We start from the raw sequence: 17,991 nt of genomic DNA on the forward strand, positions 1-17,991 counted from the left end.
CCTGCTTTACTTTGTGTTGCAACTGTCCTAGGAATACTTATGCCTACTTGTTTATAACACCACTGAGTAAACCCAGAACAATCAAAAGTGTTAGGTCCTTCTGCTCCTCGAGCATATTTACAACCTAGCTTGCTTTTTGCTATGCTAATTAGTTTATCTGCTTTAGAATTATCTGCATTACTATTTTGGTTATTACCTTCAACTTGATATGTTTGTTCTTCATCTCCACCTATAATTATATAGCCATTCTTTCTACCAAATTTTTTACATTCACTGGCATTAGCTAATAGTATATCTATATGGTATGTTCCGTTTGTTTCAACATATATTCTTCCTCCATTATCCTTAACTGTATATACTTTGTTATCATAAGCTGTACCAGGAAGTATAATTTTTACTTTGTCACCATATTCAAAAACAGGATGTTTCTTTAGAAAATCATCAGTATACCAAGTTTTCTTAACTCCTTCTCGGTTCATTGGACCTGCAACGGTTCTTGATTTTACATCAAGTGGTTTTCCATTACAATCTATTTTCCCGCCTTCCATTGCATTGTTTCCTGGATAATATGCTGTAAATAATGCTGGGACTTTCTTACCTGTTTTTGTAGTACTTTGTGCAGGACCATTTTTCTTTTCATCTTTATTGTTAGTATTTCCACTTGAATATGAACTTGAAGAATAAGAAGCAAATTCGTCTCCATCAACTAAAGTTAAATCCATAAAATGCGAATTATTTTCAAAAGTATGTTTAACTTTCTCAACTAGCATATAATTTTGAACTTCTATATCTCCCAAATCTAAAAAAACAGGTACTAAACAACCTGCTCTCACTCTAATATCTCCAAGCACATTTTTTAAACTTAGTGACTTAGTTTTCTTATTATATAGTTTTAAAAGTATATCACATTTTTGTTTTATTTCTGCTTCACTCATGTTCTTGTCTACTGTATCAAACATTTGAAGTATTCCCCAACTTCTCATATGCGTAGAATCTTGTGCAATATAAACATCCCTTTTTCCTGTCTCCTCGTTGTCTCTTACTAGTTTAATTTTTGTATAAGTATCACTATCAATCGAAGAATTGTAGTCAAAGTCCTCTATGACATCATTATTCATAACAGTATCTAGTTTCATAGAAGCAACATTTTTTAATGTTATCCTTCCAAAATCATCATACAAGGTAAACATTTCTTTTTTTTCTCTTAAAGTATCATCAAGTGCAGTTAAAACCATATCAAAGAGTGTTTTATTTTCTTCAACTCTAGATATTTTATATTTTGTATCTTCTATAACGTTGTATTTTAAATTAAAATCTTTAGCCAACATTTTTATAAGTTCGCTTGCTGTTTTATTACTATACACATAAGTATCTTTATTCTTAAAGTATCTTAACTGGTCATATGCAACTATCTTGATGTGGTTTTCCTTATCTCTTTTCTTCTGAAATATATATCCATAGAATATACCTATTCCTTTATAATATAACCTTACAGAGTTTCCTTCACAAAACTGTAGTATATCATCCATTACTATTGTAAATTCTAATTTACTTGGTGTTCCTCGTCTTTCAATTTCCCATGTGATTCCATCAATAACGGCAGGTTCGTAAAAATCTTCCCAGTGTGCAATAACCAATCTTACATCTCTATCATTCGCCAAAACTAAATCATCAGCCAAGTTTTAACACCTGCCCTTTATAGATGGTGTATTTACTTAAGTTTTTACCTTTATTCGCTTTATCCATCATAGTTTTATTTAACTCATATACTTTCTTATATAATGAACCATTACCAAGTTGTTTTTGACAGATTGACCAAAGAGAATCACCCGATTTTACTGTATAAGTCTTACCACTTGGGGCATTAACAGAATCGACCCTCTTAGGCTCTATTTTTACATTAGGTCTACCAGTATCACTTTTAGGTGGAGCAGGAACTAATTTTTTAGTTGAGTAATCTCTATATTGTTTTAACTTTATTGCAACCTTAAAATCTGAACCATTGTCTGCATCTTCTACTATGTTATATTCCTCAAGAGATACTTTTCTATTAGTGTTAAATAGTACTTTATTGCCAAGTTGTCGAGACACAATGAACTGAAATGGCTTACAATCTGTCTTTAGTAATTCCAGTTTACTTAAAAAGAATTGGACATCTTTAAATTGACCACGATAAAATGGTAGTTTATTATGTGTAAATTCTGCTTCAAATGAAAACTCTGATAAGCCAGGAGTCTTTAATATGTTTACTTCACCATCATTTATAAGGTCTACAGTTTTATTTTTGTTTGTTATCTTTACTTCTAATTTGCCAGGTGTGATTGGTAATTGCACTCCATCTAAATAAAAATCATAAGCCATTTATATCACCTCCTAAACTATTCCCTCAGCAGATACAACCATAGCGTCATTCAGTTTCTCAGTTAAGACATTAACTATTCCATCTAAGTCAGTATCTTTACTTATGTTGTTTGTATTGTTCATGTCAATTTTAATGTTGACTCCTGTAAAACGATTGATAGTCTCTTGTTCTGCTATGTCTCTTAAGTATTTTAAGTCTTCTTGACTTTTATCCATGGTCTTAGCCATCTTTGCAGTATTTCCCGCAGTATCTTTCGCTCCTTTGGCAGCATCCCCAAGCGGAGAATTTAGACCTGCCGAACCAAATCCATCACCTAAACCATACTTTTTATCCCAAAGGTCGTCAAGTCCAAGCTTTTTCTTTGCATCTTCTGCTATTTTGCTAATGTCAAAAGTGTCTTTCAGTTTGTTTTGTAATTGATGTCCTACATCATATCCTTTTATAAACTCTGACTTTAAATTTTTGTACTCTACTAATTCTGGTTTCCATGCTTTAGGCTCAGGCGGTTTTTGAATGGGTTTAAATGTTGTTTTTGTACCAATTACAGTATTTACTTTTTGAAATTCTTTCATTTGTGGTAAATCAAGTCCTGGAATTTTATTAATCTGTTGTACTAACCAATTCAATCCTTTTACAGCTATATTAACAGCCTTTATAATACCATTTGCTAGATTGGTAGCAAATTTATCAAAAGCTTTGTCTAAATTAACACCTGCCTTGAGTCCTGCATTAGCCATATCAATAAAGAAACATTGCACTGCATATAAGCCAGTTCTAAAGATATTTGCTATTTCAACTACGCAAATATTTATCGCATTTACTATCCCTACAATTACGTTGTAAACAACTGCACATAACCAATACCAAGCTCCAACAGCAAGGCTTATTACACTTATATTTGTTCCTGCAAAATGGTTATACACAGCTACTAATATAAATACAGCAGTTATTACTGCAATTATACCTAGAACTATCCAAAAAATAGGACATGCATATATAGCAGCATTAAATCCCCATTGTTCAGCTTTTCCTATTGCTAAAGCTCTAGCTGTTCCTAAAATTCCTCTTTGTCTAATAACTTCAGATGTCCACGACATCCAATTTGCTACAGTTCCAGCTATAGTAACTGCTTGCATAATACCAAGAGTTATTATATAGGTACTAATAGCTGAAACTACACCTAAAATTATAGGTGAAATTATACTCCAATTTCGCGAAAATACATTAGCAACACTAAGTGCTTGTGTTATTATCCAACCTAGCCCTTGCACGACTAAACTAGTGCCAACAATCATCACATTAAAAAAGCTTTGAAAAGCTGGACTACTTAGTAAATTAATAAATCCACTAAATACATTAAATCCAACTGCTCCAAGTATATATAAGGAGTCCTTAACATCAGTTATAAAGGTTCGGAATCCTTCACTTGATACTGTATCCTCAATTTTCTTCTGTATGGCTCCGAAAATCATGACTGCGTTATTCTTGATTGATGTGAAAATTTGACCTAAAGTGTAAGGCATTTTTTCAAACTGAGCATTAGTTTCAGCTGATGCAGCAAGCAAGGAATTTTTTACAATATCAGCTGTCAACATTCCTTCGCTTGCCATTCCTCTAATTTTCCCAATGTCCACATCGAGATAATCGGCAATGCTTTTAATAATATTGGGTGCTGACTCAAATACAGCATTCAGTTCCTCACCTCTTAATACGCCAGAACCCAATCCTTGCGTTAACTGCAATAATGCTGAACTCATTTCTTGTGTAGTAGCTCCTGCTATTATAAATTTTTTATTCAATTGTTCAGCAAAGCTTACTATTTCTCTAGTGCTACTAAATGCACTTCCTGCATTCATACCTATCCTTGAGACTATTTTCGCTGTGTCTAAGTAAGATGCACGAGACCTTTCAGCCGATTGGAAAATCATCTTATTTAGTCCTCCATCAGATAATTGACCATCATTTATCATGTTTAAACGGGCATTTGTACTCGTCATTTGGTCGCTTAAATTTGCTAACCCTCCTAATGTTTTTAAGCCCATATAAGCCCCAACAACCTTTTTGACACTTCCAACTAATCTATCTGTAGAACTTGCCCCCTTATTTATATCTTCATTAAGTCTTCGCTGTTGCCCATCAGCTTCTCTTATCTGTTGCTCTAATCTATCGAATCCAGCTTCTGCTCTTGCCAATTCTTCTCTAGCTCTTATTATGCTATTAGCATTTACTGCATTACTAGAAGTTCTTTGTAATTGCTCAAATGAACTCAGTACTATATTCATAGCAGTTGTCATGTGTCTAAAAGCAGGTGTCATTCCATCAAAAATTCGGATTGAGGTTTGTATAGTTGCCATTTTTCAACCGCCCTTCTTTTTGATAATAATAAAAGCACTTACCTGTTTTTAAGTAAGTGCTTTTATTATTATAAATTCAATAATTCCTTTTTCTTAGCATCAAATTCTTCTTGTGTAATAGCCTCCATATCTAATAAATTCTTATATTTTAATATTTCATCAGCTGTAGAGTTACACATAGATTCTTCTTTTTTATCTTCTGTTACATTATATTTTGTAATTATTGATAGTATTGATAATATTTCTTGGGCATCAGAAAAAGCTTTCTGATAAATAGAAGAGTTTGTTTTTACTTTACTATTAATTAAATTTATATATTCAATTGGATTATTTATGTCCTTTAAAGTTATTTTTATTTTAAATACTTCTACAACCTTTCTGCTTGTTTTTTTACCTGTAATTCCTCCAACTACAGCACCTGTACCTCCGAACAAAACTCCTCCAGTTATAGCACGACCTAAACCACCTTTAACTATAGTTTCTCCATCTTCCAAAAGTTCAAATTCTAATATATCATCAAATTTTATTATTTTCTCTACTAATATTTGGTTTCTATTTTTATACGATATTTTTAAAAGATTTTGCTCTTCATCGAAAGAAACTGAAGAATTTATATTTTTGGTCTCATTAAATTTATCTAACAATTTCATGTTGTTCTTTTCAATCTCTATAAACTTTTTCATTCCCTCTGAGTCTGCCATCATTTTCATAATACTAGTTACCTTTAGAATCTTTTCAGAGAAATCTATATATTTACAATTACAAGCTGTACAAAAGTTTTCTCCTTCTATCGATGGTATAAGCCCCTTTTCACTTCCACAAATACAACAAGGCTTCTTATTCTTCTTACCAAATAATCCCATTTATTTAATCCCCCTAGCATAATAATTTTATAATATTATTATACTATACTAGTACAATTTTTACATTATACATTATCTCCTTCTGCCTCTCTTTTTCTCTCTTTCAGCTTCTTTCATTGCTTCTTCTTCATCTTCTATTTTAACAAGTATCGAGGCGGCTGCTAATGCTCTCTCATTAACTTCTAAATTCAAGTATTCACCAGGTTTCCACTTTAATTTTTGAATACAATAATGAGTTATGCTAGCATCAAAATCGCCACCTCGAATTAGTTTTTTGCTTCTTCTACTTTTTCTTCAAAAGTTGTATCAAATCCATTTACTTCATTCACTTTTACTGTGTAATTTACATATTCTCCTGCTGTAAGCATTGTTTTTAATAGCTGAGCTTCTCCCATTACTCCATAACTATTTTGTAACTCAACGTCTTTCAAATCGGGAAATACAGTAGATGCTACACATAATTCAGCTACATAACTATTGTAGTCAATTTCACTTGTATATTGTCCAGTATGCTTACCATTGTTACCAATCACTTTTACTCTTTTGGTACAATTTCTTCTTAATGCTTCATCTTCCTCGGAAGATAGTACCCTCAATTCCCATTTTATTGGTTTTCCTTCTTCATCTAAAAATCTATCACTTGCCACATACATTACATTCTCATTTTTTATTGCATTTTGACTTAAAAAAGCACTTAAATTACTCATTTCTTAATTCTCCTTTTATTTTAATTTTTACATAAAAACACACATCTATAATTTATAAATGTGTGTTTTATTCCATTCCCAATAATATTTTAAATTCTTCTGGCATTTCAAAATCATCAAATGTAAAATCTATATCTTCCTCTAAATATTCACTATCTGCATCAAATGTAGCCAATATGCCACCATCCATATTACATTCTTTTAATATAATTGTTTGTCTCCCAACACTTGATGTAGGGTCTTCATTAGTAATTTGCATATCAAAATATACATCTTCTCCAGTCTCCTTATATCTAAGCATAAGTTTTCTAAATATAGAAGTATTATAATGAATAGTTGCACTTCCTGTTCCCTTCCAACCTGTAGTCTTATTCCCTTTTCCTGTTCTACCTAAGATTGGTATTTCACTTTTAGTTTTCTCAAACTTAGCTTCTACTTTTATACATTGCATCAGATGGTATCTCTTGCCTTCTATTGTTACAAAACATTCTGCTAAGGATGCACTTATTGCATCTTTTGAATTCATAGTAATATTACTCACTTTTTTACTCTCCTCTCTAACTAACTGAAACAGTCATGTAAAGTTTAGTCATAGCATTTATAACCTTAACAGCATCACTTACTATAACAGTTTTCTTGTCATTTCCAAGTTCCACCAAAACATCCTCAGTTTTAAAATCTTCTATTGCCCTTATATTCTCTAATTCTTTGTGATGCTTAACAACATCATTCCAAAACGAGATACGACCAGCTTTATCATTTGGAACTTTACCTAAGTACTTTTCATTAAATAAAGTTGCTATATCATTAGCAATTTGGTCAAGTACTCTAACACTTTGATTACTTGAAAAATCGTCATTTTTATCATCTGTAAAGCTAACAAAAGTATTTATATCCTCTAATACATGAACTTCATCACCTACTTTATGGAATATAAACTTACCAGTTTTTAAAGCTTCTTCAAGTTGTATTTGAGTGTAATTAACATCAACATCAAACTCACCATCATATCGCTTATTTGTATTAGATTTATTTATATCACATCCAGCTATAGCACCAGTTGACCAATAAACTAAACTAGATTCTAATAATCCAGTATCTTTAATCTTATTTTCTACAGATACTACACCTTCATAATCACTATCATTTTTCTTATATAGTACAGTTTGAAATTTTGCCCCTACCTTATCTCTCATCCTTTTAGTAAACTCTACAAATAGGCTCTTAATCTCTGATGTTGTAGCCAAACATCCTAAAGCATTAAAGCTATAGCTTTCTATTTTATCTAAGAAAGCTTGATATTCTGTCCCTGTAACTGCTTCTCCATTAGTACCACCAGTAAATACAAGTCCTGCACTTGCTTCTAGTGTTGCATCCTTTTTCCAACTAACATAGTCATTGTCAATTAAATCTGTAATGACTTTAGCTATTTGTGTATCTACTTTCTTATTATCTAGCAAAGTTACAACATCAAATTTAGTATTATCATCAACATTTGTTGTAACTATTACTTTTAAGTCATTACCTCTTATACCACTGCATCTAGCTATAGCAATACTACAACTAGCTTTAACTCCTTTGTTTAGTTTATAAAAGTATCCTAGCCTTATATTTTTAAATAAATCTCTAAGACCTTTTAACTTCTCATGAGTGTAATCATATCCAAAGAACTTTGTTGAATACTTCTCGAAATCATCGCTTGTAACTTGAAATACTTCTTCATCAATACCCCAATCAAGTTCAATTGGCATTGCTACAATACCTCTATCACTAAGAGAACTGGTTGCCCTCTTAGCTGAAATAAAGTTTATATAAGAACCAGGTAGTACCTTATTTTGTGTTACAAATGTTCCTCCACCTAAAGCCATCTAACTCACTCCTTTCATGAATTTATTTATTATTTCCTCTACTTCTGAGAAAGAATATAACTCATTTTCTTTTAAAATTGCATTTAATAAGTCTTTTCTATTTACATATTTTTTAGAATTAACTATCTGCTCCTTAGTGAACTTGTAATTTTCTTCTTTACTTAATGTTTTACTCAAGCTTATCACCTCTCTTTAATCCACCAAACAATTCAACATCACTCATCTTATCTGTATTATTACTTTTTATAGTGAAATAGTTATAATCAACAAAGAAATGTAGTACATTATCTATAATTTCAAAGTTCATATTTGTACCTCTTACTAAATCTCCATCAATTTCTATATACTCTAATTCCTCCAACAACATTTCAGCTATCTCATTTATCTCAAATGATTTATCATTGCTTTTTGGAAAATAATGTACATCAAATGAGTTCTTATTTAATGTCCTGCCACTTGGATATGGTATCTTGCTTGGATTTAAAGGAACAATAAAAAAACAAGGTTCATTTATACCTTGCTCCACATCTTCACTATAAATTGTAAAATTTTCTCCAAATGTTTTATCTAACCTTACTGATATTCCATCTATAATACTATTAAGCATCAAACACTCCTTTCAACAAGATTAGTAATTTTTTCTCTATAATCTTATCAACTTGACTTTGTAACTCCATTTCTGAGATAGTCAAGAAATGTTGCCCTTTTACCCAACCCTTGCCACTCTTAGTTCTATGACCAAATTCAACATAACTTGCATATGTTGTTGGATTAACAACTTCTATAATATAATTATTACCTTGTTTGTAAACAGGAAGCGACCTAGCGTAAGCTACTCCACTCCAGCCTTCTCTTAGAAATCCTGTATCAACTGGTGTTCTTCTAATTACTTTTCCTAGTAACCTTGCTGCTAATTCTCTTGCTGCATCTTTACAAAATTTATCTAAATCAATCTTTGTAAATTTCTCCATCCTTTTACAAGCTCTTTTAAACTCTCTAAAATCAACACTACCCCATCTAGCCATTATGCTTTATCCTCAAATAGTTCTAATATTACCTCTTGATGATTTGGATATATAGCAGGTTCTCCACTTTTTACATATTCTTTATTATTTATAATAAGCTTTGAACCTGCCTTAATATTTATATTTGGAGATATAAAGAGTTTAATCGTCTGTGTAAGTTTAGCCACTTTTCCTTCTTCTGTAGAAGTAATGTTCTTATATGAAAGCTTGCAAGGTTGATTTTCTAATACAATCACTTCTTTGTTATTTGTTCTTTTACTTACAGGGTCTTTAATTGGTTTATATTCTACTATAGTGCATTTATCTCTATATAAAAGTTCTATTGCTTTCCTTGATTTGCTTACCATCTTAAACACCTAAAGGTTAATATTTTATCTTTACCATAAGCAGTAAGGTATGCTATAAGACTGTCAAATCGTTGTTCGGGTGTTTGTGAGCCACTTCCTATAGCAAAGTCTATCTTTGTATCACCTTCTGATATAGACTTTTCTACAGTTTCAAAATTAAGACTTTCTATATCTAATTGACCCATATTCTTCTTAGTAAACAAAAACTCTCCAACTATCATATCTACTTCTATATTGTATAACTCTTTTGGGATTTCATTTATATTGCAATCTAGTTTAATAATATTTTCTATTTTTTCTCTTACAAAATTTATTAACCACTTATCCCCATCTTTTAATTTATATCCAAAGTTTTCAAGTCTTTTTTCTATATCATCAATCAGATTATTTTCCATAACTTTCACCTACTTTTTAGTAAGCTTATTTTTCTCTTTAAGCTGCTTATTTTCTTCTTCTAAAGACTCAACTTTATTTCTTAAAATATTATTTTCAGCCACCAAATCTTTTATATTTAATGACTTCCCATATTTTACTGCCTTACCAGTTTCATCTATCAAATCATATCCCATCTCTAAAAAATCATCTATTCTACATTCTTCTATAGTTAGTATTCTATTTAGTTTTTTTACTTGTGGCACTATATATCACTCCTTTTCTACGCTTCAACAACAAATTGTATAGCATCAGCTTTTTTATTTAATATAAATACATCCTCAAAACTTTCTTCAAAGTACAAGTATTTTCCTTCTGTAACTGCTCTTGGTTCATCTAAAGTAGCGAACTGATAAGAGACTGGTGTAATTACTGCAGATGGATGTATTAAAGACATATTTATTTGTTTAGCTCCTGCTCCTGCTTTCCATCCAGTTGTGAAATCATATGCAGTTTTCATAAGTGCTGATGGAATTTTAATTATCTTTACTGTATCTATATCAGTTGTTTGACGATTAAGAGAAGTCCCTCCATCTTTTATATTTACTGTTCTTTGTATCTCTTTAGCATTTTTAATAATAGTGTTTATTACTGGTGTAACATACAATATTCTTCCATTTTCCGGAACCCTAGCTTCTGTCATTCTTTCCATCATCATGTCAAATATTTCTAAGACATTTGCAGTTGTAATAACTGTTGTATCTGCTACTTTGCCTAGTGCTGTCCAATCAGCATATATTTTAGATATACAATAAGCGTCCATTTCAGGGAACTTTTGTTCTTCATTATATACTTGAGTTATATTACCTATTGAAGCTACATGGTTAGTTTGGTCAATATCTGCTGGATGAACTAAAGTTGACCATTTCCTTTGGTTAGTTAATACTTTAGGTTCCCAAGCATTATCATAGTTTCTTTGAGCTACTGCAATTGTATCCCTATTTGAATCAACTCTCCCAGTTGTAGATATAGTTGGTATTTCTATTGTTTTAGAACCAGTCCATCTATATCTTCCATTATTTTCTGTTGCATACAAATCCCCGAAATTTAAAGTATAAGGATATGCTTGTGCTAAAACATTTGAATATTCTTTTGCATAATTTAGTGCTGCCATTTTATTTCCTCCTATTTATTATTATTTTCATGAGGTCTTACCCCAGTAAAATTAAAACCAAAATCATTTATCTTAGGCTCTTGACCTGGTGTTATCGTATCTATTTTAGGTTCTTCACCTTCTAGCGTTGCATTAAACAAATAATCTTTATCCTGTTTCAAAGGATTTATTTGCTCTTCAAAAGCTTTTTGTCTATCTTTACTATTTCTTAAGCTTTCTATGTCTAAATGAGCTTTTAATGCGATTTCATCTCTACATTTAACAGATTTGAAAGCATCACCTAACCAGTAATTAAAGTCTTTTTCTTCAATTTCTTTTTTGTAAGTTTCTTCTAAAGTTTTCTTATCAGTTTCATAAGTTGTTTTTAAGTTATCTACATCTTCTTTTGTCATACCTCCTTCAAACTTTTTAATAGTTTCATTAGCTGTATTAAGTTGTGTTTCAAGATTTACATAATCTTCTTGAGTAACTGTAGTCTCTTTTATTTTCTTTTCTATAGACTTTTGAAGAGAAACTACATCAATTTTGTTATCCTCGATTTTTATTCCTTCCAGTAATTCTTTTATCCAATCCATTTCTAATATCTCCTTTCATTTTTTACAAAATAAAAAAAAGCCTCTTAAAGACTTTTTTCTAATGATTTATTTAGCTCTTCTTTTACCTTCTTTAAAATTTCATCAGAAACTTCGTCTATATTAGCTTTATTTTCTTTTTTTAATTTATTGCAAAGAATACTTACACTAAGATTAGCAATACAATTAATAACAATTTGTACTACACAAACTACAACTATAACTTGAGTTAATATACACATTAAAATCACCTACCTTTTTTATCTAATAACTTATCTTAGTTTTCCCTTCTTTAGCAAAACGTGTTTTTATATCTTTAGATGCTGTCTCTCTTATATACTCCAAATCCTCATCAGAAAGTTGCTTTGTAGGACTTTTTATTTTTATTTTTGTTTCATTAATTTTTTCTTTTCCAAATATTCTATTTAAATTTTCTTCTAAATTACTCACTGCTTCGTTAAATATGCCAATTTCTTTTGTAGCACTTTTTATATTTTCCTCAAAATCTGTTGTATCTAGCTCCAACTTAGCTGAAAATTCTAAGTTATTTTTCTTAACCTTTTCTTTATCAATGTATTTATGCTTTTGTTCTAAATTTTCAGCATAGTTTGTTAAATTTTCAATAGTTGCAGTATATTCAACTTTCTCATAAGTCATTTCAAATATATCAGCTTTGCAAGGATATATTTCTCCTTTTACACCTTGTATAATGTAATCCCCTTTATTTGCTCTCATAGTACCTTCTAATGTTTCTAAGTCACAACTCGCATTACCACCAATACATTTTTCTTGTATAAAATTACAAACTCTATCATTCCCAACAAACCATTTTGGTAAATCATCATAACCTAATCTAAAAGCTTCCACTTCAACTGCTTTCTTTACAAATCTAGCCATTTATTCATCCTCCAAACTTTCTATTATATCCTTGTTTGTTGCAAACAAAGAAACTACTATAAATATTAAACCAAGAATAAAGTTTAACAATGGAAACAAAGCTATAAAAATAATTTTACTTTTTTTCCAACCCTTATACTTTTTTAAAGCTTCGATTACTTCTTTAATATTTCCAAGCCTTAACATATACAAATAAAACCCAGCACAAAACACAATTATTGATAAAATATATAATTTAAGCATTTCAAATCACCCTCTCAACTAAATTTTTACATAATAAAAGCACCTACTAATATATTATTTAGCAAGTGCTTTCTAATACCAATAAGATGTTTTCTCATCTGGATAATTATTTTCTTCTATAAATTTACGTATCATACAGTAAACATGAGACATATAAAAATGATTCCCTTCACTGTCTCTTTCTGCTATTTTTACTATATCAAAAGATTTATCTTTAGTATAAAGTATAACTTCTCCAAACTCTCCATCTTCTTCTGGTTGATAAAAATAAGATACTTTATCATCTTTTATATAATTTTTCTTTATAAGTACCATGTTTATCCCTCCCTCAAAGCTTTTTCATAATCATATTTTCTCACAACTAAACCATGAGCTTTCTTATAATCATAATTATATCTATCCATAAGAAACTTTTCTAATCTCTCATGTTTTAATAATATTATATCACATTTTCTTATATCTTTTCCCTCAATTAATCTTTGCCAAGAGATAGCCATATCATAACTAGGGTCAAAACTTTTATATCCGCCATATAAATTATATTTATTCATAAATACATGGCTTTTTATATCTTGTATTACTTTTTCACTATAGCCTGTATTTTTAGCTATAGCTTTAATATCACTGGTTCTTTTTCTTATTTCTTCATAATATAAATTAGCATGTTTTTCTTCTCTTAGATATACTTCTAGGTCGTTTAGTCTTTTCCTGCTTATTGCTCCACTTGAGGAACCATCTTTTACATACTTCGAATACCACTCATTATACTTCATACTTGATGGTACATAATAAGTCTCACCATCTTCTTCTCTTGCAGCTCTATAGCTTTCTTCACCATCAAAATACGGCACTACTACACATCTACACCTAGGATGAAATGGTGGAGCTGTAATTCCTATTTCATAATACTTCATTTCAATGACTTTGCCATCAAGAGGACTGCATCTTTTCTCACAAACCCTGCTATCTAATGCACTTACTATTTCATATTTCTCAACTCCTAGACTATTAAAACAATCCCTTTGACTTGCTGAACTAAAAAAGGCAAGCTCAGATTTTACTAATAACTTAGCTTCTTCTTTGCTTGTATTAAAGTTTTTATTAATTTTATTCGTTAAGTCTCCAGGAGATGCTCCATTAATTAAAGTTTGTTTTAATCCTTTATCAAGTTCACTTATTAATTTTGGTCTATGCTTATTCCATATTCTATTACTAAATGTTATTCCATCAGTAGTCCAAGGTTTATTAATTATTTTATTAATCATATTTGGAATAAACATGGCTAATAAAACTCCTGAGCCTTCACCTTTTTGAGTTTCAAAAGCAGTATGATAATAACTATCTTTATATGTGTCTGTTATAAGTGTATTTATATCTTCATACTCTTTTGAATATAATACTTCAATTTGATGCCTTGTTTTTAACTCTAATGCTTCTAGTCTACTTATGCGAACTCTTTTAACCGCACTTTCTAGTTCTTTCATCCACTTTTGACTAATTGCATTTTCTTCTCCATACTTGATATATTCTTCTAACGATAATTTAAGTTCAGTTAATTCACTTGAATTTAATAACTTCTCAGCTTCTTGCATGCTTATTTTATTATCCTTAGCAAATTTCATATACCAATTATTTATTTCTCTAAGGATATTGTAAAGTATTATGTCATATTGTTTTTCTAGTTCCTTGTTAAAGGTATCACCTTTGTTATGAACATCTTCTTCTAACTGATTAAATGTCTTTATCCAGTAATCCATATTATTCATTTATAGATTCACCTTCTTCAGTTTTCTTTTTAGTTGGAAAAGCATCTTCATATTCTTTTATACTTTCTTCTTTCTGTTTTTTAAGTCTTTCAAGTTCGTCATTAACATCTTCAACCCATGGATGATTACTAACAATAGTTTCATCTGATATAATTCCAGTTGATTTAGCTGCCATATCTATCTTTTCAGCTTCATTTATTATCATAGAGTGATTAAATGTTATTTGAACTGACTTATAATCATAGCTTTTACTGCTACTTATCTTTAAATACTCACATACAAACCATAGAAGCTCTCTAATTGCTTTTTTAAACTTCTTCTCAGTCTTAGAACATTTTAAATCAAGTAGTGAATATAAAAATTTAAGTGCTACACCCGATTTATCACCTGTGTTTTGAGATTCGGGATTAACTCCTTGACCAAAAATAATTATGTTCTTTTCTAATCTGTCAAGAAGCTCCTTTTTAGCTTCGATTGGTATGCTTATTTCTAGCTTGTCAACTCCACCTCCACCATCTACTTTAATTGATTTATAATATCTTATATTATCTATAAACTCTTGTAGACTTGTTCCTGGATATTCTTTTAATACGTAAATAACCTCTTGTATCTCATCCAAATTGTCTGCAAGTGTAGAAATGTTATTGTCATATATATCTATTAATGATTTATAGAAAGTTAAATCTGAGACACACTTTTCATTGTTTTTAAAAGGTATAAAAGGTACTTTGCCCCATCCTTGCTCCTTGTTGTTTACTCTAAAATGACCCTCTTGTATTTCTGTCAATTTTCCATATTCATCATATAAAAGCTCTTGAACAAAACTATTACCTCTTTCAATAAAGTAAGTTACATCATTTTCTGTATAATATTCAACTCTTTTTATCTTGTTACCATCTATATCTTCAATGTAGTAGAATCTAATAAATGCAACTAACTCCTTTTGCCTTTTGCTGTCCCAAATAGGAATAGCTTCCTCAACAGGTATTATTACATATTTAAACTCACCTTTTCTATTAATATATGGATGTAACCATTCAATCCCTTTATTACTAGCATTAAGGTATAGTTCTGTTATTGTATCGTCAAATTCTTCCCCTAGTATATCATTTAAAAGCTTAGTGAGATGGTCATCATCTGCATTAAATACAATAGGATTTCCAACACTATAACCTACTTTTTGGTCAACTAAGAGTTTATGATAATTATTAACTGCTTTATTATTAACTTTAGTAAAATCCTCTATTTTAGCACCATCTAAGAAATAATATCTTCTCTTATTATTTATGTCGGCTTTACCATAATAATAATCTTCGCCTTGTTTGTACTTCTCTGGTCTATGTTTTAAAATATAATGCTCTATAACATTAATAAGATTAAAAGTACTCTCTTTTTTTAGTTGAGCTTTTATTAAATCTGTTTCACTTATATAAATATTTAACACCTCCTTTACTTTAAGAAGCTTATTCCATTATTTTTAAGCTTACTATCTATAGAATATCTAAGAGCAGCCATTGCATCATCCATAAACTCAACTGGTTCATCAAGATATAACCCTGTTCTTTCATCTTGTTTCCATTTCCATTGTTGAATTTCTTTTATTGTATTGATGCAACTAGGATGTACATGTATTCTTAACTGTTTTAAATAATCTATTTGAGCCTTAACACTTCCAGGTCCTTTTTTAACTCCTTTGGCTTTATATCCTGCACTTTTCCACATCTTAATTCTGTCTGGTTCAGCACTATCACAGTACATAAATAGATTCTTTTCTAAACCTTTACTATTTGCAATCTTTATTATCTCTGAGGTATCCATTTCATGCACATATATTTCATTGCATATATATAACTCTCCATCCTTAAATCCGATTCTAAGTACTACATTTGCATGGTTAAATCCAAAGTCTTGTGATAACCTCATATTATCAAAATACTCAAATTCTGTAGGAAATTCATGTATGACATAGTTTTTAAGTATTGCTCCACCAGTTTCTCCCCATTCTCCAAGCCCATAGACTTTGTATCCTTCGGGGTCTTGCTCTTTTCTCATTTGCATTCTTCTGTAATATGCTTCATCTATAAATCTATTTTGTAGATAAGTACTATGATGAGTAAATATATCATCATTTTTATAATCAAAATACTTTCTTTTTATCCAATGAGTAGCGGATACTGGATTAAATGTAAATGTCATTTGATAGTACAAGTTAGGATTAGTTAAAATCCCTCTTAAACGGTCGTCTAGTATGTCTATGTCACTTTCCATAAGTTCTGTAGCTTCTTCACACCAAACCCATGTTAATTTTCCTTTCGAGAAGTTAATTGATTTTAATTTTTCTCTCTGTTTTGCATCATTAACTCCTCTAAATATTATAGAATTACCAGTAACCTTACTTTTGATTTCTAAAGGATTTAAAGTTGTTTTCCAATACTTATCAGCTTGCTTACCATAGATACGATTTATAGCTCCTGTAAGTTCTGCATATGTTGAATATTTGTGTGTAGCTTCTGATTTTCTAACTACTAATAAGTTAGCTCCTTGGTACTTTTTATCTCCTAACTTTAGTATATAATCCTGTGCTACATTAACAGATTTTCCACTACCTGCTGAACCTTTCATAGCTCTGTATCTTTTTTTAGTAAAGTTAGCTTCTCTAAAAGATGGATTAAATTGTACTCTAGTTATCATTAGAATCACCATAATCTACTACTATTTTTAATTCATCATCTTCATCATCAGTTCTATTAAGTTCTCTTACTTCACATTTTAACTTCTCAACTCTATTTTTCTGCTCCTCTGTAGCTAAATTCCAATCCTTATGAATCATTTCATCATACTGCTTAATTAAACTCCTTAACTCACTCATTGCCCTACTCTGTGCATTAAGAAAAGATGCTTGCCTATCCCATGCAAATTGAAATTCATACTCTTTCTTCTCACCATTTTCTGTACTTTCATGTTTCTTTAATTCCTTAATCATTTCTTCTTTATCTTTAACATACATTATCTTTTGTGCTCTTATTATTGCTGCATATTGAATTGTTATCTGTTCCCAAAGAATATCAAATTTATCTTTTATGGATATTTCTTGTATCAATTCCCTAGTTTCTTCGGGTAGATATTTTGAGAAGAAACCAAACTTTTCAGCGTTCTTATTTCCAGGTGGACCAGTAGCATTTTTATTACCTATGGGTGCACCCTTTTTACTTTTAGGTGCACCCTTCTTTTTCTCACTAGCCCAATTGTATCTCTTAATCCATGACTTTAAGGTGTTTAAACTAATGTCATACTTTGCTGATATTTCCTTTTGTTTCATACCTTTTAGGTAATCTTGTTTTACATTTTCTTTGACATCTTGCACATCACCACCTCATTTGTTTGTCGTTTTGGGAATAAAAAAAGACCTAGAATTTTATATCTTCTAATTTAAGGCCTCCT

General features: G+C 30.4%; 23 protein-coding genes. All 23 read right to left on the reverse strand.

The features are described 5' to 3' along the window. The coding region (locus tag IC173_RS11655; protein ID WP_227855584.1) for an NlpC/P60 family protein at positions 1-1,679 on the reverse strand (1,679 nt) is incomplete at its 3' end. Next, the gene (locus tag IC173_RS11660) at positions 1,672-2,361 is read right to left on the reverse strand and encodes a LysM peptidoglycan-binding domain-containing protein (RefSeq protein WP_227855585.1); all 690 of its coding nucleotides are present in this window, start codon (positions 2,359-2,361) and stop codon (positions 1,672-1,674) included. The genes IC173_RS11660 and IC173_RS11655, both read right to left, overlap by 8 nt. A gap of 12 nt (positions 2,362-2,373) precedes the next feature. Further along, the gene (locus IC173_RS11665) at positions 2,374-4,716 is read right to left on the reverse strand and encodes a tape measure protein (RefSeq protein WP_227855586.1); all 2,343 of its coding nucleotides are present in this window, start codon (positions 4,714-4,716) and stop codon (positions 2,374-2,376) included. Between the two features lie 68 nt (positions 4,717-4,784). Continuing rightward, positions 4,785-5,579, reverse strand: coding sequence for an SHOCT domain-containing protein (locus IC173_RS11670; protein ID WP_227855587.1), 795 nt, complete (start codon positions 5,577-5,579; stop codon positions 4,785-4,787). A gap of 266 nt (positions 5,580-5,845) precedes the next feature. After that, on the reverse strand, positions 5,846-6,286 hold the full coding sequence (locus tag IC173_RS11675) for a phage tail assembly chaperone (RefSeq protein WP_227855588.1): 441 nt from the start codon (positions 6,284-6,286) through the stop codon (positions 5,846-5,848). Positions 6,287-6,353: 67 nt separating this feature from the next. Then, on the reverse strand, positions 6,354-6,812 hold the full coding sequence (locus IC173_RS11680) for a phage tail tube protein (protein ID WP_021418476.1): 459 nt from the start codon (positions 6,810-6,812) through the stop codon (positions 6,354-6,356). Between the two features lie 31 nt (positions 6,813-6,843). Beyond that, positions 6,844-8,154 carry a phage tail sheath family protein gene (locus IC173_RS11685; protein ID WP_227855589.1) on the reverse strand — a complete coding sequence of 437 codons (1,311 nt, stop codon included), beginning with the start codon at positions 8,152-8,154 and terminating at the stop codon, positions 6,844-6,846. Continuing rightward, a complete protein-coding gene (locus IC173_RS11690; protein ID WP_413927551.1) occupies positions 8,155-8,340 on the reverse strand; it encodes a hypothetical protein in 186 nt (61 codons plus the stop codon). Next, on the reverse strand, positions 8,324-8,761 hold the full coding sequence (locus IC173_RS11695; protein WP_227855591.1) for a DUF6838 family protein: 438 nt from the start codon (positions 8,759-8,761) through the stop codon (positions 8,324-8,326). Before IC173_RS11695 ends, IC173_RS11690 begins: the two co-directional genes overlap by 17 nt. Next, positions 8,754-9,179: an HK97 gp10 family phage protein gene (locus IC173_RS11700; protein ID WP_223195606.1), complete on the reverse strand. Its 426-nt coding sequence runs from the start codon at positions 9,177-9,179 to the stop codon at positions 8,754-8,756. The genes IC173_RS11695 and IC173_RS11700 overlap by 8 nt, the downstream gene beginning before the upstream one ends. Then, positions 9,179-9,526, reverse strand: a complete 348-nt coding sequence (locus IC173_RS11705; protein ID WP_227855592.1) for a hypothetical protein — start codon at positions 9,524-9,526, stop codon at positions 9,179-9,181. The genes IC173_RS11700 and IC173_RS11705 overlap by 1 nt, the downstream gene beginning before the upstream one ends. Further along, a complete protein-coding gene (locus IC173_RS11710; RefSeq protein WP_227855593.1) occupies positions 9,520-9,921 on the reverse strand; it encodes a hypothetical protein in 402 nt (133 codons plus the stop codon). The genes IC173_RS11705 and IC173_RS11710 overlap by 7 nt, the downstream gene beginning before the upstream one ends. A gap of 9 nt (positions 9,922-9,930) precedes the next feature. Then, positions 9,931-10,164, reverse strand: a complete 234-nt coding sequence (locus IC173_RS11715) for a hypothetical protein (RefSeq protein ID WP_227855594.1) — start codon at positions 10,162-10,164, stop codon at positions 9,931-9,933. Positions 10,165-10,181: 17 nt separating this feature from the next. After that, positions 10,182-11,072 (reverse strand): capsid protein, encoded by an 891-nt coding sequence (locus IC173_RS11720; protein WP_227855595.1) that lies wholly within the window; start codon positions 11,070-11,072, stop codon positions 10,182-10,184. Positions 11,073-11,083: 11 nt separating this feature from the next. Further along, positions 11,084-11,647, reverse strand: a complete 564-nt coding sequence (locus tag IC173_RS11725) for a phage scaffolding protein (RefSeq protein ID WP_227855596.1) — start codon at positions 11,645-11,647, stop codon at positions 11,084-11,086. Positions 11,648-11,691: 44 nt separating this feature from the next. Further along, on the reverse strand, positions 11,692-11,886 hold the full coding sequence (locus tag IC173_RS11730) for a hypothetical protein (RefSeq protein ID WP_227855597.1): 195 nt from the start codon (positions 11,884-11,886) through the stop codon (positions 11,692-11,694). 22 nt (positions 11,887-11,908) lie between these two features. Further along, on the reverse strand, positions 11,909-12,541 hold the full coding sequence (locus IC173_RS11735) for a hypothetical protein (protein WP_227855598.1): 633 nt from the start codon (positions 12,539-12,541) through the stop codon (positions 11,909-11,911). Next, a complete protein-coding gene (locus IC173_RS11740; RefSeq protein WP_227855599.1) occupies positions 12,542-12,784 on the reverse strand; it encodes a hypothetical protein in 243 nt (80 codons plus the stop codon). It lies immediately after the preceding gene. A 72-nt stretch (positions 12,785-12,856) separates the two neighbouring features. Further along, positions 12,857-13,099 (reverse strand): hypothetical protein, encoded by a 243-nt coding sequence (locus tag IC173_RS11745; RefSeq protein WP_095904183.1) that lies wholly within the window; start codon positions 13,097-13,099, stop codon positions 12,857-12,859. A gap of 2 nt (positions 13,100-13,101) precedes the next feature. Further along, on the reverse strand, positions 13,102-14,550 hold the full coding sequence (locus tag IC173_RS11750; RefSeq protein WP_227855600.1) for a minor capsid protein: 1,449 nt from the start codon (positions 14,548-14,550) through the stop codon (positions 13,102-13,104). Next, positions 14,543-15,994 (reverse strand): phage portal protein, encoded by a 1,452-nt coding sequence (locus IC173_RS11755; RefSeq protein ID WP_227855601.1) that lies wholly within the window; start codon positions 15,992-15,994, stop codon positions 14,543-14,545. Before IC173_RS11755 ends, IC173_RS11750 begins: the two co-directional genes overlap by 8 nt. A 5-nt stretch (positions 15,995-15,999) precedes the next feature. Further along, a complete protein-coding gene (locus tag IC173_RS11760) occupies positions 16,000-17,241 on the reverse strand; it encodes a PBSX family phage terminase large subunit (RefSeq protein ID WP_227855602.1) in 1,242 nt (413 codons plus the stop codon). Then, a complete protein-coding gene (gene terS / locus IC173_RS11765) occupies positions 17,231-17,914 on the reverse strand; it encodes a phage terminase small subunit (RefSeq protein WP_227855603.1) in 684 nt (227 codons plus the stop codon). The genes IC173_RS11760 and terS overlap by 11 nt, the downstream gene beginning before the upstream one ends. Positions 17,915-17,991: the final 77 nt, after the last annotated feature.

It is taken from the genome of Clostridioides sp. ES-S-0048-02, assembly GCF_020658495.1.
Lineage (GTDB): Bacteria > Bacillota > Clostridia > Peptostreptococcales > Peptostreptococcaceae > Clostridioides.